Below are 25,916 nucleotides of genomic sequence, written 5' to 3' on the forward strand. Positions count from 1 at the left end.
CGCAGGAAAAATTAACACTAATAAGGCGTGAGTTGTAGGAGATAGTTGTTCTCACTTCAAAACTCACAACGCAGTTAGGGGTGATTTTAACCAGCAAGAATGATCACCTTATTAATTCTTTTGGTATCAGTGACAATTTAGCCATTTCTTGTGCCAATGGGTTTATAAAAAGAACAAGCAAAATGCCTTATCGTAATTCTAAAACCAAAGGGATCAATATAGCGATCAGCAATGCGGATTAACATTCACTATTCATCATAAGATGAATCGCACAGTGCGGGGCCTAATTCAGGGTAGTGTCTGAGCTGGAGGCTAAATAGATTTTTTAATACAGTAGAAACCAAAAAGATACTAACAATAAACAGTGATTTCCTTTTTTAATAAAGAAGATAACGCAGAAGAGATTTGAAATTTTTAATGCTTCAGAAAGCGAAAAGGCACTGACAGTAATCCAATAAGTATCTTCTTTTAATGTGGTAGATGATGCAGGAGAGATTTGAAATTTTTAATGCTTTAGATAGCGAAAAGGCACTGACAGTAAACTGTCAATGCCTTTTCTAATGTGGCGGAGGAGGAGAGATTTGAACTCTCGGAGAGCTATTAACCCTCGCTGGTTTTCAAGACCAGTGCATTCAGCCGCTCTGCCACCCCTCCGCAGAACGAGGCGTATATTATAGAAACTAATAAAAAAGCCAAGCACTTTTTGTTAAAAAATGTTTGCACGCTCACTTTCTAAACAAGCTTTGTTTAATAAAAGATCTTTAGCTTATTAAACAAACGACTTTAATAAAGGTCGAAGGCAGTAAGCACAAAATAATAACTAATTTAGTTTGTTTTAATATTCTAGTACTTATACCAATCACACTTATTTAATGTAATTGATATTATCTCTTCTCATCTGGCACTAGTGTTACAAACTCTTTTATTACAAAGTTATTTCTGCCCGTTGATTTTGCTTCATAAAGAGCTTGGTCTGCACATTTGAAAATATCACTTATAGGCAAACTATGATTAACTACATCAGTTGTTTTAATAATGGTAGCGCCGCAGCTAAAAGTCATGTGAGGAGCTGTTTTAGATTTAGGGTGTGCTATGTTTAGCGTTTTCATTGCGTCACTGATACTAAGTAATTTTTCCTGTAAATCCTTTTCACTCATATCGCTAAACAATAAAGTAAACTCCTCTCCGCCATATCGCGCACAATAATCATTCGTACGCTTACATTGTAATTTTAGAACTTGTGCTACATCAACTAGCGCCTGATCGCCTTCTAAGTGACCAAAATAATCGTTATATTGTTTAAAATGATCAATATCGCACATCACCACAGCGAACGTTATACCTTGACGAATACAAAGGTCCTTATGTATTTCCAGTACAGCCAAAAGCCCATGTCTATTCATCAAGTTAGTTAGTTGATCGGTGGTGGCTTGTTTTCTTAATAAATCGTTCTGTTGCTGAACGGTATTAATGAGTTGATTCACGTTATTCGACACAACCATTAGTTCTGTGACGGAAAACTTCTCCTCTAATAATTTAAAGCCTAGCTCTTCATCAACCAACTTAATACTTAAAGCCAATTTTTTTACTGGCTTAATAATAGTGTGGGCAATCAAGTGATAAAATAAGTAAATAAATAAACTCAATATAGAAATAAAAATAAGGCTATGTTCATTAAGCAAAGGAGGAAGTTTTCCTTTGCTGTGCTTAATTTTTAAAACAGTAACCGGTAACCCATTCATATCTTGAAATAAAATATGCCTGTAAGGCTTAACATCCTCTATTTTGATTTTTTCATTCCACAACGGTAAACCATTCAAGTTTTTACCTAAAATATCATTGTCTATACTGATTTTTGTTAGTGTCGACTGATTGAGTAAATCAAGAAGTGGTTCCTCTATCAATTGAAGAAAGATTAAAAAACCTCGATTATCACCAAACTTATTAGAGTCTCTTATTTGAAAAGCGCTAAATAATGCAGGTCCATATTGGGTATTAATAAAGCCTTCTTTATGAGGTGCGCCTTCTCTATTTATTGGGGTAGGCAACATTTTTGAATTAAGAGGGTATTTCTTAAAATCATAAAATGAAAAAGTTAGCTTTTCATTGCTAAGATGATGCAATCCTTTAGTTAATATAGGCTCAAAATTTTCATTTAAATAAAAGATGCCGTCTATTTTTAGGCTATTAAAGGTGTCAGGTACCATATTTTCATCTATATACTCTGCATTTATATCATGCATAAATTCATAAGTAGAAGTCCAAACAGAGTAGTCATAGGTTAATCGCGATAAAGAAGTTAAAGCCGTTTGCACCCCATAATGTAAAAGCTTTAATTCTTTTTCAGCCAATAATGCAATATTTTTTTCTAACTTAGGCAGTTCAAGAAAATAACGATAACCGATAATCGTACTCGAAAATAATAAAAACAAGAGGGTAAGCACTCGTAGCTGGAGCTGTCTAAAAGATAAAGGTTTCATAGTGTAATTACCTTTTTATGTAAATTTATGAAAAACAATTTGTAACCTTATTTAAAACTCAGAAAAAATAACCTCACATCCAAATCAATTACTCATTAATGGGTAGTTAAATTATAGATTTCAATCACGGTAAGTAAACCTAATGTTATAAAGGGATTTCTAAAGCAGATAGCTTACTTAACAAGCAAGCGGTTTATTAAAATAAAATTGCAAGAATAAGCGAAATAAAACTGTTTAAAAGAGAGAGATATGACCTTGGTTTAAATCTTTTTATATTTTGAAAAGTAAAGCACGCATCATGTTATACCTGTTACCGTTCGCTGATTTTTGCACCTTGAATGGTAATCGATATGTAAGCTCAAATATCGATGTTAAAGGCAGAATTAATCATTTTTAGAATATGCAAAATTACCGTTTCTAATAATAAATATTATTAACATAACAACTATATTTTTAACTTAGTCGATTTATCATCTATTGTATTAATATCAATCGCACTTATTTAATGTAATTGATATAACAATTTAATGCTCAATCAAATAATCAGAATCGAGAGACCAAAAATTATTTTCTAGTTTTTTCAATGGGCGCTCTTTCGAACCAGGTGCTGCATTATGCAAAATCAAATTAATAAGATCTGAACTTACTGCGGGGTTACTATGAAAGTAATCATGTCCGATAAAGTTAACCGATGCAGGCACTTTAATTAGACTCACATTTCCTACTGAATTAAATATATTTTGCTCATTTTTATCAACATCTTTTATATTTAATCGACCAAAACTCAAACTATTTGTTAACCATTGAGATATACCTAATGCACTATCTTCTTGAGAGGTATAAATAGTAATTCTTCCAAATGCGGGTCCAAATTGTTCAGCCATTAACCTTTGCTTAATAATGCCAAAGTCAAGATCAGGTGCCGCGAGAATTAAATTTTCAATGCGTAAGTCTTTAATTGGATTACCACCACCAGCCCTATTTTCAATAATAAGTTCTCTAAGGGTTGTTGTTGCTACATCAGTACCACGACTATGAGCAATGATATGGATATTTTCTATTTCAGGATTTTTAAAAAGCAATCGTAAGGTTTCTTTTAAATGAAAGATAGTAAACTGTCCTGACTCTTTATCTGCAAAATAGGCGGTGACTCCCTCTGCTGCTGCTGGCCAAGAGTATACAATAGGTACTCCTTGTCGTTTTAGAAAATGCCAAACGCTAGCAAGCGTAAACACAGATTCGTCAAAGGTATTATTAAAGCCATGAACAAATAAAATAACATCTTTGCTTTCACTACTTTCTAAACGTTTATTAATTATATTGCTTAGTTGACTTTCATGGTACGACTTCTGTTCTAGAATGGTTTCGTCAATTTGAAGCTTATCCCCTATACGTTTAAAACGATAAGGAGATAAAGGGAAACGCCCCAATTCATCAACTTGCTCTAACTCATAAGTTAAATCAATTGAACGTTTTTTTTGATTACTTTGTTTTAATAACTCGTCCCATTTCAGTGACTTATTCTCAAAATTTACTTTAGCAATGCCGTATGCAATGGATGGTGAGCGGCTAGCATTGTATTTAACATCTTTTTTAGGAGAAGTGCCTCTATCTGTCACATATATAAGTTCCATGCTCGTTTCACGTAGCGCCTCAGGAATTTCATTTTCTAAATAAGGGGTATTGATAAAGACATTAGGAGTAGGCATTAACTCGGGATTAGAAGAACAAGCCGATAATAAAAAAACTGAAAGATAGACAAAAAAAGAGGGATTAGTTTGACGATGAGAGTACATATTCATTCCTTTTTTGAATAAAATTAACCTTCCTGGTTAAAATAGCTTTACCATAATATACAGAATCACAATAAAAAGCATGATAAACCCATACTTGTTAGGTATTTTATTACATTGTTTTTTTAAACTTTCTAAAAACATAGAGCTTATGTTTTAAACTAATCCAGTTAATTAAAAGTTGTATTTTTTACGCGGTTTATAATAAGCCTCATATAACAAAGACTATTTATTATTTTCAATAATCTTTGTTATATGAATCAAAAAGAGAACAAGAATGTAATAGATTATTTATATAAAACCTTAAGAGAAGAGATTAATATAGATAGTTTAAGTAACCTCAGTTCTGGATAAGAAAAGCGATACAACACCACTATTGCCGCGGATTTCTACATTAAATTATCTATCAATAATTTGCCTTGAACTACGCAAGACTAACGGCGCTGACTAGTAAAAAAGATAACCTTATTATTTTAAATATAATTCCGCTTTCATTAACCAAAATTGAGGTTAAATAAAAAGCCGACACCAATACTTTTCTTTGCCGAATATTGATTTAAAACAGTTAGGTTTGTCTCCGTTGTATTAATAGGTTTTGCTTTTAAGCCCTTAATACCAAGATAAATAAGGTATCCACCACCTAATATTTTAATGGTCCAAAACGAAGTGGATGAGTTATCAATCACAGTCGTTAAACCAAAAGCTGAATAGGTAATGTGAATAGATCATCCTTACGCGATTTCGATATCAAACTAACTAGCATTTATATAAATATAAATTCAGAAAGTCTCTCCAGTAAAACTTACATCCTTCCTATGAACTGACAACCATTAAAAATTACTTAAATTTGATGTTAAATTAAAAAGTTATAGTAATTAATCAATATGTTAAAAATCAAGCTAACACTTTCATCACGTAAATAGATGTATATGTCTATAATAGACAACAAACATCGCATCTTTAAAATAATCATAACTCTTAGGTGTTTTTAGACTATCAATTCCCCCTAGGAGTTGGATAATTGATCAATTAATAAGTCAGTCATCATTAAGGAAGACCATGCTTAATCAGGTTGTTAGTATACTGTTCCCTATATTAGGGTTAGCTTTTGTTGGGCTATGTATTGGGCATTTTATAAAACCTGATTTCCGTCCTATTAACCGCCTAAATATTGACGCTTTTGTACCTGCTTTGGTTTTTTCATCTTTAGTCGTGATGCCACTGGATATTGAGCAAATCCCCCTATTAACGGCCTCATTATTTGCAGTGCTTATTCCTGCTTTATTAATGCTACCTATCTGTTATTTTTTCAAACTTAATTATAAAGTATGGACGCCACCACAAATGTTTAGAAACAGTGGCAACCTGGCAATTCCTTTATTTACTTATGCCTTTGGTGAAACAGCAATTGCCCCCGCCGTATTGTTATTTGTCATGTCCTCTTGCCTTCATTTTAGTGTTGGTTTAGCACTTATCAGTAAGGGTAACCCTTTATTACAAGTCGCACGTATGCCGATATTTTTATCCGCAGCGCTAGCATTAACTTTAAACTTGGTGGGTATTGGCGTTTGGGAACCTTTATATAATGCAACGTCTTTACTTGGACAAGCTGCGATCCCTATTATGCTTGTCTCATTAGGCGCTCAGATGTGTAATATTAAAATGAGTGGTTTAAAAACGGGTTTATGGTGCACTGGATTATCAATACTGACGGGAGGGATTGCTTTTTTATTAATTTACCTATTGATACCTTTATCGACTCTACACCTACAAATGATGTTGCTGTTTGCTATGTTTCCACCCGCAGTAATGAATTACATGTTCGCAGAACGTTTCGACTTAGCGCCAGAGAAAGTTGCTTCAATGGTATTGTTTAGTAATTTTTTATCCATCATCACCTTACCTATTATGTTGACCGTCGCGCTCTCATTTAGTTAACTTCTGTATTCAAGCGTTCTGTTTAACTACTTTGTTTAACTAATATATTTAGCTAGCGTATTTAACTAATACATTTAACGACACAAGTAAATTAAGCATCACTAATACAACAACATAAACACAAAAGAGTGGATATACGTTTATCTAATTGAATAATGATTAGAAAAAGGTAACCACCCTTTTATTACAAGCTCTACTTATTCTTCGTTAACTTTATTGAGACTATATTAAGTAACATCATAAATTAAATATTACCCTCTGAAGTAGCAATGAAGGTCTTATACTCTAGACTTCGTCAGGTGTTCCTAACACAAAATGTTTCGCTTCAATAATTACATCAACGACAGAATAAATAAGCATAATCATCGATGAAACTGGAATACACGAATACAGTATCCACTGTTTAATTTGGAATGCAGTGGTCACCTGATTCGTTCTTAAGGTCAATTTTAACGAATACCAAAATAAAACCGCCATAAAGGTCGCAGAAATAATTAAAATTAATAATCTATAAAAGTGTTTCAAGCGTACATTTTTAATACGAGGACTTATCCAATCCCCTACTGAAAAGTGTAACTTTGCACACCATAAGGCCGCTGCGCCGTAAAAAACAAGTGCTGCGAAACTCAGCTCTATGATCTCATCGAACCAATAAAAAGAGTTAATAGTAACCACACTTTGAATTAAATTAGCGACATCTTCTAAACCACTCTCCAATAAGAATTGAATGAAATCATTAATTAAACGCAACGATATATTCGCAATCAGTAAAAGAGCCAGTACAGCGAACATAGTCATTGCGATATATTGAAGGATCCTTTGAACCCAGATATCAATGGTTTTTAATAGTGGAATCATTACATTTCTCCCATGATAAGGTTAGGTAAAAAGAGTGAAATACTAGGAACAAAGGCAATTAATACGGTGATTAAAAAGATCATTAATAAATATGGCCATACCCTTTTAGCTAACGCAGGCATTCCCACTTTTGCATAACTATCAACGGCAAATAAACACATGCCAACGGGCGGTGTTAAGTTACCAATCATAATTAATAACACCATTACCACGCCAAAATTCACTAAGTCGATATCAAACATCGTCGCAATAGGCATAAACAAAGGCAGCGTAATTAAGAAGATTGCATTGCCTTCTAAAAATAACCCCATGGTTAAGACGATGCCAATAACAATCCACATCACAATAGATTGCGTTGCACCATAACCGACTAACGTCTCAATAATGCTATCTGGCAGTTTTTGATGGATGATTAACCACCCGAAAAAGTTTGCCGAAGAAATGATAAATAAGAGGCTGACCGATTGTGTAATTGATTTGTAAACAATCCCAGGAATCTCTTTTAATTTTAAATCTTTATAGAAAAACCCTAGCATTGCCGCATACACACACACCACCACAGATGCTTCAGTAGGCGTGAAAAAGCCGCTCATAATGCCACCAACAATAATGACGGGAGCCATCAAAGGCCAAAATGCGCCATTAAAAGCAGATAATCTAGCTTTAAAGGATTCTTTATGCTCCGCACGAGGATAGTTTTTACGTTTCGCTAAAATACCCAACGCAATCATCATCCCAAGCGCCATCATCACACCCGGAATGAAACCCGCTAAAAATAAACGAGCAACAGAAACACTGGTAATGGAACCGTAAAGTACAAAAGGAATACTAGGAGGAATAACAGGCCCAATAACGGAAGAAGCCGCAACTAATGTGGCAGAATCTGCGGGGTCATAACCTTGGTCAACCATTGCTTTGTGCTCTATCTGACCTAATCCAGCAGCATCTGCAACGGCAGAGCCAGACATGCCAGAAAAAATAACACTAGCAACAATATTAACTTGACCAATACCACCCGCTATATGCCCAACCATCGATTGTGCAAAACGGAAAATACGGTCGGTTATCCCACCGGTATTCATTAAGTTTCCGGCCAAAATAAAAAATGGAATCGCCAACAGCGTAAACCCAGTTGTGCCGTAGTACATACGATGAGGAAGCATGGCTAATAGGCGAGCATCGCCGAGGCCAATAAAAAAAACGACTGATGTAAGACCAATTGCAACAACCACTGGAACATTAATCAATAGTAGGAAAATAAGAGCGCCAAATATAGCTAAGGTCAACATACTAGGGGTCACCTATTAGTAATGCCAAACAACCAAAAAGGTGATCATTGTTACTGCATAAAATTATCTCTGACTGTGTTATGAGGTAAGAATAATGAGTCGAAATAATGTCTTTATTCTTTAGCTTATGTTGCCAGTAGAGAAGTCATACAGGCAACTTCTCAACAGACTACAACTCACGTATTGTTAGTAATGATTTTACTGGGTAACGTTTGATCACATCATTAATTGAATGAACATAGTAACGAGAAGTTTCGCCCTAATGAGGCGAAACCAAAGGCCATAAAGAAAATTAATATCTAAATATTAAACAATTTAATTAACTGACTTATTTAACTGACTTAGTCATTTCCATCCATTTATCAAAGTTAGCAGCACCTACTTTTTTCTTTATTTGATCGTAAGCTGGACCCATCATTGCTTGGAATGGAGCAAGTTCTGGCTCATCAATCACGATACCTTTTGCACGCATATCAGCAATTTGTTTCAACTCTTCAGCGCGTGTTAGCTTACGCATTAATAGACGAGCTGAATCAGATTCTTCACGAACAATAACTTGTTGTTCAGGTGTTAAACGAGCCCAAGCATCTTTAGAAACGACATGCACCATCGAACTGTATAAATAGTTAATGATTGAAATGTATTTTTGAGATTCATACAGTTTTAAGTTATAAATGACACCAATTGGGTTTTCTTGACCGTCAACCACACCTTGACGCATTGCCATTACCAACTCACTAAATGAGATAGTCTGTACGTTGGCGCCTATCGCTTGCATCGCAGCTTGGTATGTCATTGCTGGTGGCGTACGAATTTTTAAACCCTTGATATCTGCAGGCGTTAAAATTGGGCGAACAGAATTCGTTAATTGACGAAATCCCCAATCCCAGCTAGATAAGTAAACTAGCCCTACTTTATCAAGTTCAGGTGCAGCCCACTCTTTAAACGGACCATCTAAAACACGGTCAGCGTGCTCTGCGTTACTTAATGAAAAAGGAATACTCACGGTATCAAATAAAGAAACGTGCTTCGCAAGTTGATCTTGGCCTGAAAGGCTCATATCAACTACCCCCATAATCACTTGTTCAAGAACTTCCGGTGGGCTACCTAACGCATTGTTAGGATAGAGTTCAACCGTCACCTCCCCTTTGGTACGTGCTTCAACCTGTTTAGCAAACTGCATAGCAGCAATGTGAGAGGGATGATTTTCAGAACCAAAGTGGCCAAGCTTAAACTCAACAGCAGAAAATGCTGAAGATGCCCAAGCGATACAAATTGCCGACACTAATCCTTTTTTAAAACTCGAACGCATAATTAACTCCTAATATATGATAAGTTTTTTTGCCTTGTTTTGAATGTTCATAAAAATATAAACATCCACTATTAACATTTATTTCAATTGAATAAATGTTGTTTTTGCAGTGATTCCTCCATAAATATTGCTGATGGAGATCCTATCTTCGCTATCGATCAATCTATTTAAAGTACTTAAAAAGCTAAGCACTAAAGAGCTAGATTTATGGATTAAGCTTTTTTGAAATTGCTCGATAAATGAAACTTAAACGAAACAACAACACTTCAAATATACTTCCATGTATAAATAATCTGCCAAGCATTAAACACTTAAAAGTAATATATTAATGAAGCTAACAAGTGGTTTTATTCATCACTAAAATGTAATTGAAATAACTAAAAAATTAAGATAAATACTTATAAAAAACAATATTTACAAACACCAATCACTCAACTTAACCTAAACAAATCATCTAATTAAAACATTACGCCCCTCTTGTATTACAATAACATAACAATAAAGCAACCCTTAAAGCTTAGTGTCATGTCTCATTTTGGGTGTAAGTTACATTGCACAGTTATCAAAAAATTACATTACGAGGTAAAAACGGAGAAAAAAACAGAAAGAGAAGAAGTTGAAAATTCATATTATCAATTAGGTGAGACATAAATAAAAATTAAATCAGTGTTTATTTAGAAGAAACCATCAGATTTTTTAACTATAGATTTATACTTTCATTAACATTCTGCTTCCCTTCTGATTCGTTTCTGAAAAACGAACCACCTCAATAAAAATAGTGACATAAATCACACTTTTAATTGTTTTACTGTTTGATATACAATACAATGTAGATCCAAGTCACATTAAATAGAGGTTCTTATGAAACAGAAAGTCATTCAAACTAGTCGTGAAGTAGCAGGATTACTTATGATGTTTGCTACAGGTGCTACTTTTGTTTTACTACAAATGACAGCATGGATATAACCGAGTCACTACTCGGTTATTTTTTCTACAAAAAATTGCCTTATTAATTATTTTAAATAGTAATCCCACATAAATATGCAGCACCGCTATTTAAACTAAGTAGATAAGACATTCGCTTTAATGTTGTATTAGCGTTACTAAGCAATATGAATACATACCTGATGTTAAATTAATATATTACTCTTTCTCCTTAAACATCTCTTATATCAATAAACTTAAAATACACACTAGAAAATATTGCATTTCTGAAATTTTTTATATGTTTATTCTCTGCTATCACTAGGAGAAAACTATCAATCGATTTATTTTCAATCACTTATTTTCATATCAATAAAATAGGTATCACCTATAAATTCACTTACTAACCTTTATTCAGTATCAAAAAGCAGACCGAAATTGATACATAACCTGATAGATAGAAAACTCATTTATCAAGTTATAAACACTTTGTAGAGATCATAATAACTAGTTCGACTAATACCAATATCAGTGAAAAACACTATAAAAGCCAATATGACTCACGATCATCAATATCACTAATAATCTCCTATCAAGAGCAATGACATAAATAATGTTAAGTCTCCTCTCTTTTACTTTCCTATTAGTACTTAATTAAATGTCTATCTATCTCATCATCAGTTAAAATAACTAATTATTAAAATAGAATGTAAAAGCTACTCCATGATCAACTAGTTAATGTTTAATCAATAGTTTGGAGTATGTTAATAGTACATATCAGTCATGATATAAAATACCAAAGGCAGTAAAATCAAATGAGTAAAGCTAACATCCAGTGGTTTCCTGGGCACATGCACAAAGCACACAAACAAATTCAAGAAGTACTCCCACAAGTTGATATTATTATTGAAGTTGTTGATGCTCGTATCCCTTACAGCAGTGAAAATCCACTGATTGCAGCTATTCGTCAAAAAACGCCTTGTATTAAAGTATTAAACAAAGCTGACCTTGCTGACCCAGAAATCACCGCTAGATGGATTGAATATTTAGAGCAAGATCAAGATATAAAAGCAATTGCTATCACCACCAGCAAGCCGGAACAAGTACATCAAATCACTAAACTTTGTGAGCAGTTGTTGCCACACCGTTTAGGCCAAGACAAACAGATTCGTGCAATGATCATGGGTATTCCAAATGTCGGAAAATCAACCATCATTAATATTTTAGCAGATCGCATTATTGCTAAAACGGGTAATGAACCCGCAGTGACCAAAAACCAACAACGTATTCGCCTTCCAAGTGGCATTATGTTGTCTGATACGCCTGGATTTTTATGGCCTAAAATTGAAAATGCTAACTCGGGTTACCGCTTAGCAGTAACAGGTGCGATTAAAGATACAGCGATTGAATATGAAGATATCGCTTATTACGCCGCTGAATATTTAATTAAACATTATTTACCCCGTTTACAAGAGCGTTATGATTTTGAAGAAACGCCACAATCAGACCATGAATTAATGGAATTGATTGCTAAACGTCGTGGTGCATTACGTGCCGGTGGTCACTTTGATATTTATAAAGTATCGACTATTCTGCTTAATGAGTTACGTTCAGGCGCATTAGGACCATTGAGTATTGAAATACCTGAAATGGTTGCGGTTGAAAAACTTGAAGTAGCTGAGATCATGAAAAATAAATTAGCGAAAAAGATTGAAGTAAAAGCAGCAAGAAGAAAAAGATACAAGAAAAATAGATAAGAAAATTCTGTTTATGGGAAAAGAGAGGTAGTTCATTTGAATGGCTCTCTTTTTTATTTCTACTTATTTCCTATTAAAAACAACCCTGTTTAAATTTAACACTGCATATCCTCAGTAATTGCTTCTCCATACAAATGAACTTGATTGCTTACCCATAATAGTGACATTTTTATGTTCGTCACAAGCACGCCCAGCTAGGCCATAACAAACATGCAATGGTAACAAATGCTCTTCTCGTGGGTGACAATAGCGTGCATGTGGCGCTTTTTCCCACTCAGTTAGTCGTTGATAACGTTGACTTTCTAATAAACTTTTATCACTTAAACTCACTTTTAGCCAATCATCAAATTGTTGATTTTTAAGTTGACTATCTTTAGCGTTTTGTTCACCTTTAAAAGCTTTCATATTGTGGAAAGAGAAACCTGAACCAATCACTAGTAAATTGTCATAATCAAGCAATTGCAAAGCTTTACCGATCGCTAAATGTTGTTTAGCATCAAGACTATTCACTAATGAAAGTTGGATGATTGGAATATCTGCATCTGGATACATTAATGTTAAAGGCACATACAAACCATGATCATAGCCTCGCTGATAATCCATTATTACTGGGATAGCAGCTTCTTTTAAGGCCTGTTGAACCTTTTCAGCAAGCATAGGCTCACCAGCACTCGGATATTCAACTTGATAAGCTGACTCAGGAAAACCATAATAATCGTAAATCATCTTTGGTTTTACACTAGCTGTAATACGTACTTCTTTCTCTTCCCAATGAGCACTTATCACAAGAATCGCACTGGGTTTAGGTAAAATAGACGCTAATGATTTTAAATAACGATTCATATCTCGATGTTCAGCGTCATTAAATAAGGGCATTGGTCCCCCACCATGTGAAATAAATGCAATATTAAGATTATTCATATTCACTCCAAATTCAGTTTCTAATATCGAATCATTTATATGAAATGAAAAAGATGACTAAACTACTAAACAGTTTAAAAAGATCATTATCGCTAGATCCTAGCGATAATGATCAAAATAGAACGATAAGATGAACTAAACTATTTACTCAATTTTTTGCTTAATGCGTTATCTAAACTAAAACTGCCACCACCTTGTACTGCTAACGCAATCAATGCGACTAACAAGGTTAATGCGTATTCGTAACCGTTGTTATCCATAAATAAACCATTACTTATATGTACCGAGAATATCGCCACTACCATAGTAAACGCTGCAACTACTGCCGCTGGGCGTGTTAATAACCCTAATAATAATGCTAAACCACCAAAGAATTCTGCGCTGCCGGCTAGTAAAGCCATTAAATATCCCGGAGTCATCCCGATGCTAGCCATCCACTGCCCAGTACCTTCTAAACCGTAACCACCAAACCAAGAAAATAATTTTTGTGAGCCATGTGCAGCTAAAATCAACCCAATCGGTGCACGAAGTATTAATGCAACGATACCCGCTTTCGATGACAGTAGTTTGTTTAATAATGGTGAGTTCATAGGTTGTTCCTTTATAAATTAATAATTGATAGTGTTGCCCCTTATTATTGGGATGCAGACACTTTACTATCAACAATATAAAAGAGTAATATGAAAAATATAGAATGATTAACAACAATATGTTGATAATCATTTTTCAAAAAGGTTTTCAATGAAATTTTTCAATGAAAACATTAACAAATAGCCAAAACAGTTAATAAAAAATAGAGGTCATAATGGATAGAATTGATGCAATGCGTGCCTTTGTTGCCGTCGTCACTGAAGGTAGTTTTAGCAATGCAGCTTCAGCCATTCAATTGTCCCCTCAGCTAGTGAGTAAGTATATTTCAAAATTAGAAGAGCAACTTGATATACGATTGTTACACCGTACAACACGTAAAGTGAGCTTGACTGAAGCGGGAACACATTATTATCAACATGCTCAACAAATATTATTAAGTATTGATGAGATGGACTCACAACTTGGTGGTTTGCAGCAAAACCCCAAGGGAACGTTACGTATTAGCGCCCCCGTTTCATTCGCATTAAAGCACATGGCTAAGTTAGTGGCAGAGTTCCAATTACGCTATCCTTTAGTCAATGTGGATTTACAGCTCAATGATCGAAAAGTTGATATTGTGGATGAAGGATTTGATGTGGCCATTCGTATTGGACAACTTAAAAGCTCATCATTAATCGCTAAACATATCGCGCCAATTCGCGTTATTTTGTGTGCTTCTCCAGATTACCTTAAGCAATACGGCAAGCCTATTAAACCTGAAGATCTTAAAACACATCGTTACTTACACTACAGCTACATGGAAATAGATGGTAAGGACGAAGTATTTCGATGGTTAAGAACACAAAACACGAGCTGTGCATTACGTAGTAATAATGGCGATGTCTTAGTTGAAGCCGCTATTGCTGGTGCAGGTATCGTATTACAACCAACTTTTATTGCCAGTAAAGCACTACAAAGAGGAGAACTAGTTCAGATATTACCTGACTTTGAACTTGATCCAATTGGTTTATATGCGATGTATGCCAACAGAAAATTATTACCTAATAAAGTCAGATGTTTTATTGATTTCATGGAAGGGTATTATGGTTCACCACCCTATTGGGATGAGTAAATAATAGATCTGATTTTACAGTCTATGTCTATCACCATTCAAAATACAAAAAATAGTGAGGTAAATAGACGCTAGGTATAAAAGTAACGATCTAGCGGGTTAAATCCAGACGTTAAACAATGAAGGTGGAGCCTGATGACTTGTCCTGCTGCTCGCTAACCCGAAAACCAAACTGCATTGTAACACTCGAGAAGGACTCGCCATTATCACCATGTTACACCTTGCCTTTCCGTCCAAGCTAACAACTGAATAATGCATCTTGATTTGTAATAAGTATAACAAGACATATCCGAACAATAATCTTGTTACAACGATTATAGATTCAAACCATTTCTGTATGTAAAAAAAGTTATGTGATTTTTCATATTAATAACTAAATATGTAATGCCAAACAAATGGTTATTTTTAATAGGAGATGAAGGATAAATATTTAATTGTTTAAATGTTTTATCTTTAAAAATCAAAAAGGCTCATTATCTTCGATAATGAGCCTTTTCTTAATGTGGCGGAGGAGGAGAGATTTGAACTCTCGGAGAGCTATTAACCCTCGCTGGTTTTCAAGACCAGTGCATTCAGCCGCTCTGCCACCCCTCCGCAGAACGAGGCGTATAATAAACAAATTAAAAAAAAAGCCAAGTCTTTTTTTAATTTATTTTCAATTATCGCTAAATAAGATTAATTTTTCACATTTAAGCTATTCAACCTTTAATTCAAAGGCAATCACCTTTACTATCTCATCACAAGTTTATAAATGTTAACGCTTTTATTATTTTTTCAAATACGTTTTCTTTAAGCGCCTTATTGCTATTCATTGAAGGTTTCAAGTATGTTCCAAGACAATCCATTATTAAATCAACTTAAACAAACAATGCAGGAAAAGATACCTAAACGTACTGGTATTGTTAAAGCGTCTGATCGTGGATTTGGATTTTTAGAAACCGACAAAGGTAAACGTTTCTTTATTGCGCCAAGTGATATGAAAAAAGTATTACACGGTGATCGTATTAATGCAGCTATCACAGAAAATGGTGATAAATCGTCTGCTCAACCAGTACAATTAAAACAAACCGATACCACTGAGTTTGTTGCACTGTTATCTATTAGTGATAAACGTGTTTCTATTAAAGCCAATAACCCTTTATTAAATGCTTTCTTTAAAATTAAAGGTGCAATGCAATTAGCTAATAAAGGTTATAACAATGGTGACTGGGTTACCGTTAAATTACTTACTCATGCTTTAGATGGAAATGGTTTCTTAGTTGAAGTGATTGAGAAAGTTGCAGAATATAACGACCCTTTTGCATATCGTTTAATTGCCGTTGCCACTCATAAGCTACCAAATAAAGCCCCTGATTTTGACCATCCTTGGCAAGTGATTGATCCTGAACTTGATCGCCGAGACCTGACTAAACTCCCTTTCTTCACTATTGATGGCGTTAACACGCAAGATATGGATGATGCGTTATACGTTGAAGAAAACGATCAAGGTTGGTCATTAACAGTGGCGATCTCAGATCCTTCTGCTTACGTGCCAGAACAAAGTGAAATGGATAAAGAAGCACAAAAACGCTCTTTCACTCTCTATTTACCAAACTTTAATGTGCCTATGTTGCCACGTGATTTGAGCGATAGTTTATGTTCATTAAAAGAATGTGAAAAACGCGCCACTATCTGCTGTACGTTACAAATTGGTAAAGGCGGAGAGATTATTGGTGAACCAGAATTTTTTGCCGCATGTATAAAATCTCATTTCCGTCTTAATTATAATGATGTGTCAAATTACTTAGAAAATGATGAATTAGCAGATGGCCAATGGAAACCAAATAAGCAATTAAGTCAATTATTAAACGTGTTAGATCAAGCCACAGGAGCTCGTCATCAATGGCGTTGTGACAATACGATTGTGATGAAAAGCCAACCTGACTACACTTTGAAGCTGAATAATAAAGGCGAAGTGTATGAGATTCTATGTGAGCCTCGCCGAACTGCGAACCGCTTAGTTGAAGAATCGATGATTGCTGCTAATGTTTGTGCTGGTGACTTTCTAGCAAAAAATAAACAAGCCGGTGTATTCAATGTCCATTCAGGTATCGCAACGGATCGTCTAGGTAAAGCGTCTTCTTTACTCGCTGAATATGGCATTATTATTGATGCTGCTTCATTAGCCACGCTTGAAGGTTATGTAAAAATGCGCCAAGAAGTCGCTGAACTACATAATGCTTATTTAGACCATCGTCTACGTCGTTTACTGTCTTACGCAGATACTTCAGCAACACCTGCACCGCACTTTACAATGGGTGTGAAACATTACGCAACATGGACATCGCCTATTCGTAAATACGGCGATTTAATTAACCATCGTTTAATTAAGTCTGTATTAACACAACAAGCTTCGACACCGGTTGACCCAGAGATTGGCGCTCACTTGAATGAAGCGCGTAAATCACAACGCATGGCTGAACGCGATGTCAATAACCTGCTTTATTGTGGTTATTTAAAAGACCAAGAAAATTCAGATTGGCGTTATAAAGCTGAGATATTTGATATCGTTAAAGCAGGTTGTCGCGTTCGTGTTCAAGAAAACGGTGCGACTTTCTTTGTACCAAGCAGTTTGTTAGGTAAATCTTCTGACGCTAAAAAAATAGAATGTGTTCGAGAGCAAGGCGTGGTTAAAGTAGCCGAACAAATCGAATTGCAACTAGGTGATGTCATCGATGTAATGCTAACGTCTGTTAAACCTGAGTCTCGTCAATTAATTGCTAAACTTGCTGATCCATTGGGTTAAACAGCTTTTGCTCCTCTTAAAAAACACCTCTAATCAGTTGATCTTTAAGATCGACTGATTATCCCCTTTTTTTGTGAACGACAAAAAGCGACTTTGTTAAACTCTATGGTACAATAATCTCAATTTAACATTCCAATACTAGAGATTTTTTCTTGAAGCCAATAACTCCCCACAAAGACCGCAATTTATTTTCATATCCAAAATACAGAGGCGACTCTGTTAAAGCAGCTCCCTTTTTACCTATGTCACGTAAAGAGATGAAACAGCTTGGCTGGGATAGTTGCGACATTATTATAGTCACAGGTGATGCTTATGTGGATCACCCTAGTTTCGGAATGTCTGTCATTGGTCGAATGCTTGAAGTACAAGGTTTCAGAGTCGGTATTATCGCTCAACCTGATTGGCACTCAAAAGATGCATTTATGGAACTAGGTAAACCTAATTTATACTTTGGTGTAACTGCCGGTAACATGGATTCAATGATCAACCGTTATACGGCGGAAAGAAGACTAAGACATGATGATGCTTACACGCCAAACGATGAAGGCGGTAAACGCCCGGATCGCGCCGTTGCAGCTTATACGCAACGTTGTAAAGAAGCCTACAAAGGTATTCCCGTTATCATTGGTGGTATTGAAGCGAGTTTACGCCGCATAGCACATTATGACTATTGGTCTGACAAAGTACGTCAATCTGTTTTGTTTGATGCAAAAGCGGATCTATTAATTTACGGAAATGCAGAACGTCCGCTAATTGAAATTTCACACCGTATTGCACAAGGTGATGATATTAAAACCATTACCGATGTACGTGGTAGTGCTTTTTTAACCAATTCAGCATTGCCTGGATGGACAGGTATCGATTCACGTAGTGTCGATAAGCCAGGCAAAATAGATCCTATCTATAGCCCTTATCAAGATTTAAGTGAAAAATGTGATACTGCGAAAGATGAAAGCGATGCGGCTGATGAAGCATCAGACATCACTAAAACAGCGCAAGTTATCCAAATGACACCGCATAAAGGCACGCCACAAGAGGAGCGTGAAAAAAGATGGGAAGAAAAATCTAAAGCGTGGTCAACGACTTATATTAACTTACCAACGTTTGAGCAAGTGAAAGAAAATAAAATGCTGTATGCACATGCATCGCGTATTTTTCACCAAGAAGTTAACCCAACCTCAGCAAAAGCATTAATGCAAAAGCATGGTAGTCGCGCTATATGGTTAAATCCACCTGCAACACCTTTAGAAGAAAGTGAAATGGATGGTGTGTTTGGTTTACCTTATGCACGTGTTCCGCATCCAAGTTATGGCGATGCTAAAATTCCCGCTTACGATATGATAAAAACATCTATTAATATTATGCGAGGTTGTTTTGGCGGTTGTACTTTCTGTAGTATTACAGAGCATGAAGGTCGTATAATACAAAGTCGTTCGCAGGAATCAATCATCAATGAAATTGAAGACATAAAACTCAAAGTTCCAGGATTTACTGGCGTAATTTCAGACCTTGGTGGTCCAACGGCTAATATGTATAAGTTACGTTGTAAGAGTGAAAAAGCCGAAGCAACGTGCCGTAAACCCTCTTGTGTATGGCCAACTATTTGTGGCCACCTTGATACTGACCATACGCCAACGATTGAGCTATATCGCGCGGCACGTAGGGTACCAGGCATTAAAAAAGTATTGATTGCATCAGGCGTTCGTTATGACTTGGCAATCCAAGATCCTGAATATGTCAAAGAACTCGCGACGCATCACGTGGGTGGATATTTGAAAATAGCACCAGAACATACCGAGGAAGGTCCATTAAATAAAATGATGAAACCGGGTATGGGTAGCTACGATAAGTTTAAAGAGCTATTTGATCATTACTCTAAATTAGCGGGTAAAAAACAATACCTGATCCCATACTTTATTTCAGCTCACCCTGGCACAACAGATATGGATATGATCAATCTAGCAATGTGGCTAAAAGAAAATGATTTTAAGTTAGATCAAGTACAAAACTTTTATCCTTCACCTTTAGCGAATGCGACGACTTTGTATCACACAGAAATTAACTCATTACGTAATGTAAAAAGAAACAGTGAAACAGTGTCCATTCCAAAAGGAACCGTTCAACGTCGATTACATAAAGCGATACTGCGTTATCATGATCCAGATAATTGGCCAATTATTCGTGAAGCATTAACCAAAATGGGATTAGATAAAACCTTGATTGGTAGTAAAGCAACGTGTTTAGTACCTAAAGAAACACGTGCGGAAGTGATGAATAGAAATGCTAAAAAAGGAAAAGCACCTTTAAAAGGTAAAGTTGCTCCAAAAAATCAAGGTAAAGTGGTTAATAATAAACGTACGCCTAAAGCTAAGTTTGGTTCTAAACCAGCAACAAATGGTAAGCAAGGGTTAACTCGTTTTAGTACAAACCAGTTTCAAAAATAATTAATTATAATAAATGACAAAGTAGAGTCATCAATTTATATGCAAAAAAGGCGTTAACTTTTAACCAAGTTAACGCCTTTTTTATAGTAAAAATTTATCTGGTTTTTCATTATACCTAATGGCTAATCAAACAAGCAGCAAGCAATCAGCGTTAACACTTTTTCAGAAGATTCAATTTCCCTAGAGATCAAACTTACTGCCGCTTAGTTCATCTCATCAACATAATGGGTTTACGTAAATAGTTTACATAGCAGATCTACAAAATTGATTGATATTAAGCATCTAATTGAAGTCCGCCTGTTTGCTTTAATTTACATATTTGATTTAAAAATGAATTAATACGGTAAGGCTGAAAATGCGTTGGTATTTTATTTTCTAATGCGGGAATCGGTGCCCTATCTTCACGTAAGTGAGTTAATATTAATGATAGTAAGGCAGAAAGATAACTTTTAAAGGCTTCACTTTTATACAACTGATCCCAGTTAATAATGTATTCCTTACTGTAACCTTCAATCAATTGTTCTAATTTTTGAGTATAACGCTGAATTTCTGCATCTCCCATGCAATACTCTTTCACTAATTGTAAAAATAAATCTAAACACTCTCCACGTGGCACAAGCGTAAAAAACTCTTTTTGCATGACCTCTGCTTCATTACCTTTCTCTACATTAATGATACGAAATAAAATTTCGAACATGTGCACAATGGTCCTATCTAAAATACGCTGCTTAGGAACATGTTGGTTTTGCATATCTTCAGCAACAATTTTAAACAGTGTTAAGAAATCAACATTATCGACTACTTGTCGAGAAAGTTTATCAGCAATGGAGACAGGGATTCGATTAGCTAATAGCGTATTGAATGTTGAAGTTGTTAATATCGATTTTAACGCTTTACGTGCTTTGTCTGTTCCTTCAAAAGGGACATTATTATTGGCAGACATTTTATTCCTTTAAGTAAATACAAATCCATGTGGTTTCTATTGTCAATGATCATCTCGAGGGTGATTAAATTGACCATTGCAGTTCATCATTTTAATTAATAATAAACATGACAATATTTTTCTACGTTTTCATTTGAGGGTTAAGTGATTAGCCTAAATGTAACGGTTCTGCTATTTCCCCTGCCCGATAATCTAAACTAATCGAATAAAATAGAAAGCATGCTGATGATATAAATAAGTTGATCAGAAATTATAACATTGAGCGCCCAGAGAACGAATGCGACAACGTTGTGCTATCAACAAACTCTAACTCTCCACCCACTGGTACACCATGGGCAATACGGCTTACTTGGATTTTGAATTTTCTGGCCATTTCAGCAATGTAATAAGCGGTTGCTTCACCTTCAACCGTTGGGTTTGTGGCTAAGATAACTTCGTTGATATTGCCTTTTTGCATCTGCTTTTCTAATAGGTTTAAACCAAGCTGCTCAGGACCAATACCATCAAGAGGTGACAAGTGCCCCATTAACACAAAGTAAGTACCAGAAAACAATGCTGTTTGCTCTATGGCCACCACATCCACGGGCATTTCAACAATACAAATAGTCCCGTTATCATTACGCTTTTGATTATTACAAATAGGGCATAAATCTTCTTCAGTGAACGTACGGCACTGCTGGCAATGGCCTATTTCAGTAACCGCTCGTGCTAACACGTCACTTAGCTTAAGTGCGCCATTACGGTTTTTATCTAACAAATGATACACCATTCGTTGTGCAGACTTTGGCCCGACACTTGGTAAACACTGCAATGCTTGTGTTAGCTCTTCGATTAATGGTCTATTTGACATGGTTTAACTTCTTCTATTTTAAAATCTGTTTTTAAATGACGCTATTAACGACTGCTGAATAACATTATCAATATAAGCAGTGGCGAATAAAATGTTTAACTTAATCATTAAGTCAGCTCAGTGCTTAACCAAACTCGGTTATTTTTTCTAACTCATAAAAGGATTCAGTAATGGTGTCGAGTTTATCATCTAATATTGCTCTCGCATCATTAAGACCTTGGTTATAATAATAACTACCGACTTTTTCACTAAAAAAATCGAGTAGAAACTCAGCATCAAATTGACCAAGCTCTTGATCTAACTCTTTTTCAAAATACTTTTGTATCTCGTCAACGATCGCGGTCTTTTGAGATGTTGAAAACTTGATTTCAGGCATTGTGAATCCTTACAAAAAAATGCGATATGAATACGTTCAAAAACCAATCCAATAAATATCGCTATTAGACGGGTTTTTCTTGTTAAATGAAAGCGTTGTGCTTTAGCTAACATTCATACCGTTATTTCAGCTCTGTTATTTTGATTTGTTCAATGGTTGGCTCTAAGTTTTTATAAAGATTAATCGCGACCTGTTCAGCTAATACTAAGTACGGTTCTACTAATGCAGGAAGTTCATTTTTAGCAACCGTAGGGCAACCTTCATCAGTATTTTGACGATATTGTATATGTAATGGTAATTCACCTAAAAACGGTAAGTTAAACTGTTCAGCTAATTTTCTACCGCCACCCGTTCCAAAAATAGCTTCTTGATGCCCACACTTAACACATGAATAGACACTCATATTTTCAATTAAACCAGTGACATGCACATCGACCTTATTAAACATAATCACGCCCTTTTGAGCATCAATTAACGCAACGTCCTGTGGGGTTGTAACAATCACAGCACTGGTCACAGCGACATTTTGCGACATCGTTAGTTGGATATCACCTGTACCTGGCGGCATATCAACAATTAAGTAATCTAATTCAGGCCAATCAGTTTCATTGAGTACTTGTTGCAGTGCTTTACTTGCCATTGGGCCACGCCACACCATGGCATCTTTATCATCAATTAAAAAGCCAATACTATTACCAACAATACCGTGTGCGGCAATGGGTTGTAATAACTTACCGTCAGCAGACGTTGATTTAGTGTTTTTATGACCGAGCATAGTCGGTAAAGAAGGCCCGTAGATATCGGCATCTAATACACCAACCTTGGCACCATTTTTAGCTAATGCAATCGCTAAATTAACACTTACGGTAGACTTACCGACTCCACCTTTGCCTGATGAAACCGCAATAATGTTTTTAATATTAGGGTTCGTTTTAGTCCCTTTTTTATGTTCAAAAGTAGGCACTTTATAAGTCACGTTCCACGTGGGTGCTTGCTTGAAAATAGATGTTAACTGCTCTGTAGATTGTGCTTGTAATTCAGCTAACCAATTAGGTGCATAGAATGGCAAACAAATTGATATTTCAGCTGACTCTTCCTTGATGGTTAATAAGCGCTGCTTTGTAAATTTTTTGAGTAATTCTGATTCAATTATTTTCTCAAAACATTGTAAAACTTGTTGTTCGATAGTTTTCTTTTTAAACAGCATAGTCATTCCTTAAACCTAAATTGATGAATGAGTTTATCAAAATGATTAGATAATTCATCCTTATTAAAACGAAGTCTATTAAATATCTACGCTATCGTTGCTAAACATTGCTTTATTTATGCTTTTCAACGTTAGCTAATATAGATAAGAGTGGGATTTACCCTATTTTTTGGGTAGTATTACAAGCTGTAAAAAATCCGCTTAGACTTAAGGAATATCAAATAAAATGGCTAATCAAGATCGTAATATCCTTGTTACCTGCGCCCTTCCCTATGCAAATGGTCCAATCCATTTAGGGCACATGCTTGAGCATGTACAAGCGGACATCTGGGTTCGTTTCCAACGCTTACGCGGTAATAACATTCACTTTGTATGTGCCGATGACGCTCATGGCACTGCGATCATGCTTAAAGCTCAAGAAATGGGTATCACACCTGAGCAATTAATTGCACAAGTTCAAGCAGATCACGAAAAAGATTTTGAGGGTTTTAATATCAGTTTTGATAACTACCACTCAACGCATTCTGAAGAAAACAAAGCATTATCATCACAAGTTTATTTAGCATTACGTGATAACGGCTACATCACTAAAAAAGTGGTTTCGCAATTATACGATCCAGAAAAAGAAATGTTTTTACCGGATCGTTTTGTAAAAGGTGGCTGCCCTAAATGTAAGGCTGAAGACCAATACGGCGATAACTGTGATGTGTGTGGTGCAACTTACAGCCCTGCTGAAATGATTAATCCTAAATCAGTTGTTTCAAATGCAACACCGGTGATGAAAGACACTGAAAACTTATTCTTCGATGCACCACAGTTCCAAGATATGTTAGTTGAATGGACTAAATCAGGTGCGCTTCAAACGGAAGTGGCTAATAAACTAAGTGAATGGTTTGAAAGCGGCTTGAAAGCATGGGATATCACACGTGATGCGCCTTACTTTGGTTTTGAAATCCCAGATGCACCGGGTAAATTCTTTTATGTTTGGCTAGATGCGCCGATTGGTTACATGGGTAGCTTTAAAAATCTATGTGATCGTACTGACGACCTTAACTTTGATGATTACTGGGCAAAAGACAGTACTGCAGAACTTTACCATTTTATTGGTAAAGATATCATCAATTTCCATGGTTTGTTCTGGCCTGCAATGTTAGAAGGCGCGGGTTTCCGTAAGCCTACTGGCGTTAACGTACATGGTTATGTCAGTGTTAATGGTGAGAAGATGTCTAAATCAAAAGGCACGTTCATCAAAGCGAGTACTTACCTAGAAAACTTAGATCCTGAATGCTTACGTTATTACTATGCAGCTAAATTAACATCACGCGTTGATGATTTGGATTTTAATCTTGATGATTTCACACAACGTGTAAATTCAGATGTAGTAAATAAATTAGTTAACTTAGCATCACGTACTGCTGGTTTTATTGCTAAAAAATACGACGGTAAATTATCTTCAGAAGTTTCTGAACCTGAGCTATACCAACAGTTTGTTGATGCAGGTGATTCGATTGCAGAACAATTTGAAAAACGTGAATTTTCACGCGCTATTCGTGAAATTATGGCATTAGCTGATATTGCTAACAAATACATTGATGATAAAGCACCGTGGGCATTAGCAAAAGTTGAAGGTAAAGAAATTGAAGTACAAGATATCTGCTCAATGGGTATTAACTTGTTCCGTGTACTAATGACTTACTTAAAACCAATCATGCCAAAACTAACTGAACGTAGTGAAGCATTTTTAAATGAAACATTAACGTGGGATAGTATTAAGGCGCCATTAGCTGGACACCAAATCAACAAATTCAAAGCGTTATTCCAACGTATTGACCCGAAACATGTTGAAGCAATGGTTGAATCGTCAAAAGCAAGTGCAGCCGCTGATGCAGCAGCAAAAGAGAAAGTCGCTGAAGCAACACAAGCTGAAAGCCAAAGTGAATTAGACAAAGAGCCTATTGCAGCTGAAATTGATTTTGATACCTTTGCAAAAACTGATTTACGCGTTGCTTTAATTGTAAAAGCTGAGCATGTGCCTAAAGCGAATAAGCTATTAAAACTAACCTTAGACATAGGTGGTGAAACACGTACTGTCTTTGCTGGTATTAAGTCTGCTTACAACCCTGAAGACTTAGAGGGTAAACTAACAGTGATGGTGGCAAACCTTGCAGCTCGTCAAATGAAGTTTGGTTTATCTGAAGGCATGGTATTGGCCGCAGGCCCTGGCGGGGAAGATATTCATATCTTAAATCCAGACTCTGGTGCTAAACCTGGTCAACGTATTATGTAATAATCGTTATGATTAATTAAATACTAAAAAGCCTTAAGCTTAACCACTTA

Annotated in this window: 18 protein-coding genes and 2 tRNA genes; 6 read left to right on the forward strand and 14 right to left on the reverse strand. The window is 35.6% G+C overall.

The genetic code is table 11. The annotated features are described in order from the left end of the window. Positions 1–563 precede the first annotated feature (563 nt). The 4 genes from SP041_RS17285 to SP041_RS17300 all read right to left on the reverse strand — a co-directional run bounded on the left by SP041_RS17285 (position 564) and on the right by SP041_RS17300 (position 4,995). A tRNA-Ser gene (locus tag SP041_RS17285) sits at positions 564–654 on the reverse strand. A gap of 230 nt (positions 655–884) precedes the next feature. After that, complete coding sequence (locus SP041_RS17290) at positions 885–2,480, reverse strand: diguanylate cyclase (protein ID WP_025564158.1); 1,596 nt, start codon at positions 2,478–2,480, stop codon at positions 885–887. A gap of 524 nt (positions 2,481–3,004) precedes the next feature. Beyond that, positions 3,005–4,276 (reverse strand): alpha/beta hydrolase, encoded by a 1,272-nt coding sequence (locus SP041_RS17295; protein ID WP_025564157.1) that lies wholly within the window; start codon positions 4,274–4,276, stop codon positions 3,005–3,007. Between the two features lie 491 nt (positions 4,277–4,767). Beyond that, positions 4,768–4,995, reverse strand: coding sequence for a LysE family transporter (locus SP041_RS17300; RefSeq protein WP_137297966.1), 228 nt, complete (start codon positions 4,993–4,995; stop codon positions 4,768–4,770). A 337-nt stretch (positions 4,996–5,332) separates the two neighbouring features. Between SP041_RS17300 and SP041_RS17305 the strand changes: the two genes are divergently transcribed. Next, on the forward strand, positions 5,333–6,211 hold the full coding sequence (locus SP041_RS17305) for an AEC family transporter (RefSeq protein WP_025564153.1): 879 nt from the start codon (positions 5,333–5,335) through the stop codon (positions 6,209–6,211). A 285-nt stretch (positions 6,212–6,496) separates the two neighbouring features. Here the strand turns inward: SP041_RS17305 and SP041_RS17310 are convergent, their stop codons facing one another. The 3 genes from SP041_RS17310 to SP041_RS17320 form a co-directional block, all read right to left on the reverse strand. Then, positions 6,497–7,069 (reverse strand): TRAP transporter small permease subunit, encoded by a 573-nt coding sequence (locus tag SP041_RS17310; RefSeq protein WP_025564151.1) that lies wholly within the window; start codon positions 7,067–7,069, stop codon positions 6,497–6,499. After that, a complete protein-coding gene (locus SP041_RS17315; RefSeq protein ID WP_025564149.1) occupies positions 7,069–8,358 on the reverse strand; it encodes a TRAP transporter large permease in 1,290 nt (429 codons plus the stop codon). The genes SP041_RS17310 and SP041_RS17315 overlap by 1 nt, the downstream gene beginning before the upstream one ends. 328 nt (positions 8,359–8,686) lie before the next feature. Next, complete coding sequence (locus tag SP041_RS17320; protein WP_025564146.1) at positions 8,687–9,670, reverse strand: TRAP transporter substrate-binding protein; 984 nt, start codon at positions 9,668–9,670, stop codon at positions 8,687–8,689. A gap of 1,739 nt (positions 9,671–11,409) precedes the next feature. Between SP041_RS17320 and ylqF the strand changes: the two genes are divergently transcribed. After that, positions 11,410–12,351, forward strand: a complete 942-nt coding sequence (gene ylqF / locus SP041_RS17325; protein WP_025564144.1) for a ribosome biogenesis GTPase YlqF — start codon at positions 11,410–11,412, stop codon at positions 12,349–12,351. Between the two features lie 111 nt (positions 12,352–12,462). On the opposite strand, the gene SP041_RS17330 is transcribed toward ylqF, so the two are convergent. Together SP041_RS17330 and SP041_RS17335 are read right to left on the reverse strand one after the other, a co-directional pair. Then, positions 12,463–13,272 (reverse strand): class III extradiol ring-cleavage dioxygenase, encoded by an 810-nt coding sequence (locus tag SP041_RS17330; RefSeq protein WP_025564142.1) that lies wholly within the window; start codon positions 13,270–13,272, stop codon positions 12,463–12,465. Positions 13,273–13,412: 140 nt separating this feature from the next. Then, positions 13,413–13,862, reverse strand: a complete 450-nt coding sequence (locus SP041_RS17335; protein WP_025564140.1) for a DoxX family protein — start codon at positions 13,860–13,862, stop codon at positions 13,413–13,415. A 215-nt stretch (positions 13,863–14,077) separates the two neighbouring features. Here SP041_RS17335 and SP041_RS17340 point away from each other — a divergent pair, with 215 nt between their 5' ends. Further along, positions 14,078–14,974, forward strand: a complete 897-nt coding sequence (locus SP041_RS17340; RefSeq protein WP_025564138.1) for a LysR family transcriptional regulator — start codon at positions 14,078–14,080, stop codon at positions 14,972–14,974. A 503-nt stretch (positions 14,975–15,477) separates the two neighbouring features. On the opposite strand, the gene SP041_RS17345 is transcribed toward SP041_RS17340, so the two are convergent. Continuing rightward, a tRNA-Ser gene (locus SP041_RS17345) sits at positions 15,478–15,568 on the reverse strand. A 232-nt stretch (positions 15,569–15,800) separates the two neighbouring features. Between SP041_RS17345 and SP041_RS17350 the strand changes: the two genes are divergently transcribed. Continuing rightward, on the forward strand, positions 15,801–17,759 hold the full coding sequence (locus tag SP041_RS17350) for an exoribonuclease II (protein WP_025565265.1): 1,959 nt from the start codon (positions 15,801–15,803) through the stop codon (positions 17,757–17,759). A 242-nt stretch (positions 17,760–18,001) separates the two neighbouring features. Beyond that, positions 18,002–20,203 (forward strand): YgiQ family radical SAM protein, encoded by a 2,202-nt coding sequence (locus tag SP041_RS17355; RefSeq protein ID WP_240791498.1) that lies wholly within the window; start codon positions 18,002–18,004, stop codon positions 20,201–20,203. A 274-nt stretch (positions 20,204–20,477) separates the two neighbouring features. On the opposite strand, the gene SP041_RS17360 is transcribed toward SP041_RS17355, so the two are convergent. The 4 genes from SP041_RS17360 to apbC all read right to left on the reverse strand — a co-directional run bounded on the left by SP041_RS17360 (position 20,478) and on the right by apbC (position 23,579). After that, positions 20,478–21,146, reverse strand: coding sequence for a hypothetical protein (locus SP041_RS17360; protein WP_025565267.1), 669 nt, complete (start codon positions 21,144–21,146; stop codon positions 20,478–20,480). A 250-nt stretch (positions 21,147–21,396) separates the two neighbouring features. Then, complete coding sequence (gene recR / locus SP041_RS17365; protein WP_025565268.1) at positions 21,397–21,996, reverse strand: recombination mediator RecR; 600 nt, start codon at positions 21,994–21,996, stop codon at positions 21,397–21,399. A gap of 124 nt (positions 21,997–22,120) precedes the next feature. Further along, positions 22,121–22,372: a DUF2164 domain-containing protein gene (locus SP041_RS17370; protein ID WP_025565270.1), complete on the reverse strand. Its 252-nt coding sequence runs from the start codon at positions 22,370–22,372 to the stop codon at positions 22,121–22,123. Between the two features lie 121 nt (positions 22,373–22,493). Continuing rightward, a complete protein-coding gene (gene apbC, locus SP041_RS17375; RefSeq protein WP_025565271.1) occupies positions 22,494–23,579 on the reverse strand; it encodes an iron-sulfur cluster carrier protein ApbC in 1,086 nt (361 codons plus the stop codon). Positions 23,580–23,805: 226 nt separating this feature from the next. On the opposite strand from apbC, the gene metG reads away from it, so the two are divergent. After that, the gene (metG, locus tag SP041_RS17380) at positions 23,806–25,866 is read left to right on the forward strand and encodes a methionine--tRNA ligase (RefSeq protein WP_025565272.1); all 2,061 of its coding nucleotides are present in this window, start codon (positions 23,806–23,808) and stop codon (positions 25,864–25,866) included. Positions 25,867–25,916: the final 50 nt, after the last annotated feature.

Origin of the sequence: Psychromonas sp. SP041 (assembly GCF_000470315.2) — a bacterium.
Classification (GTDB): domain Bacteria; phylum Pseudomonadota; class Gammaproteobacteria; order Enterobacterales; family Psychromonadaceae; genus Psychromonas.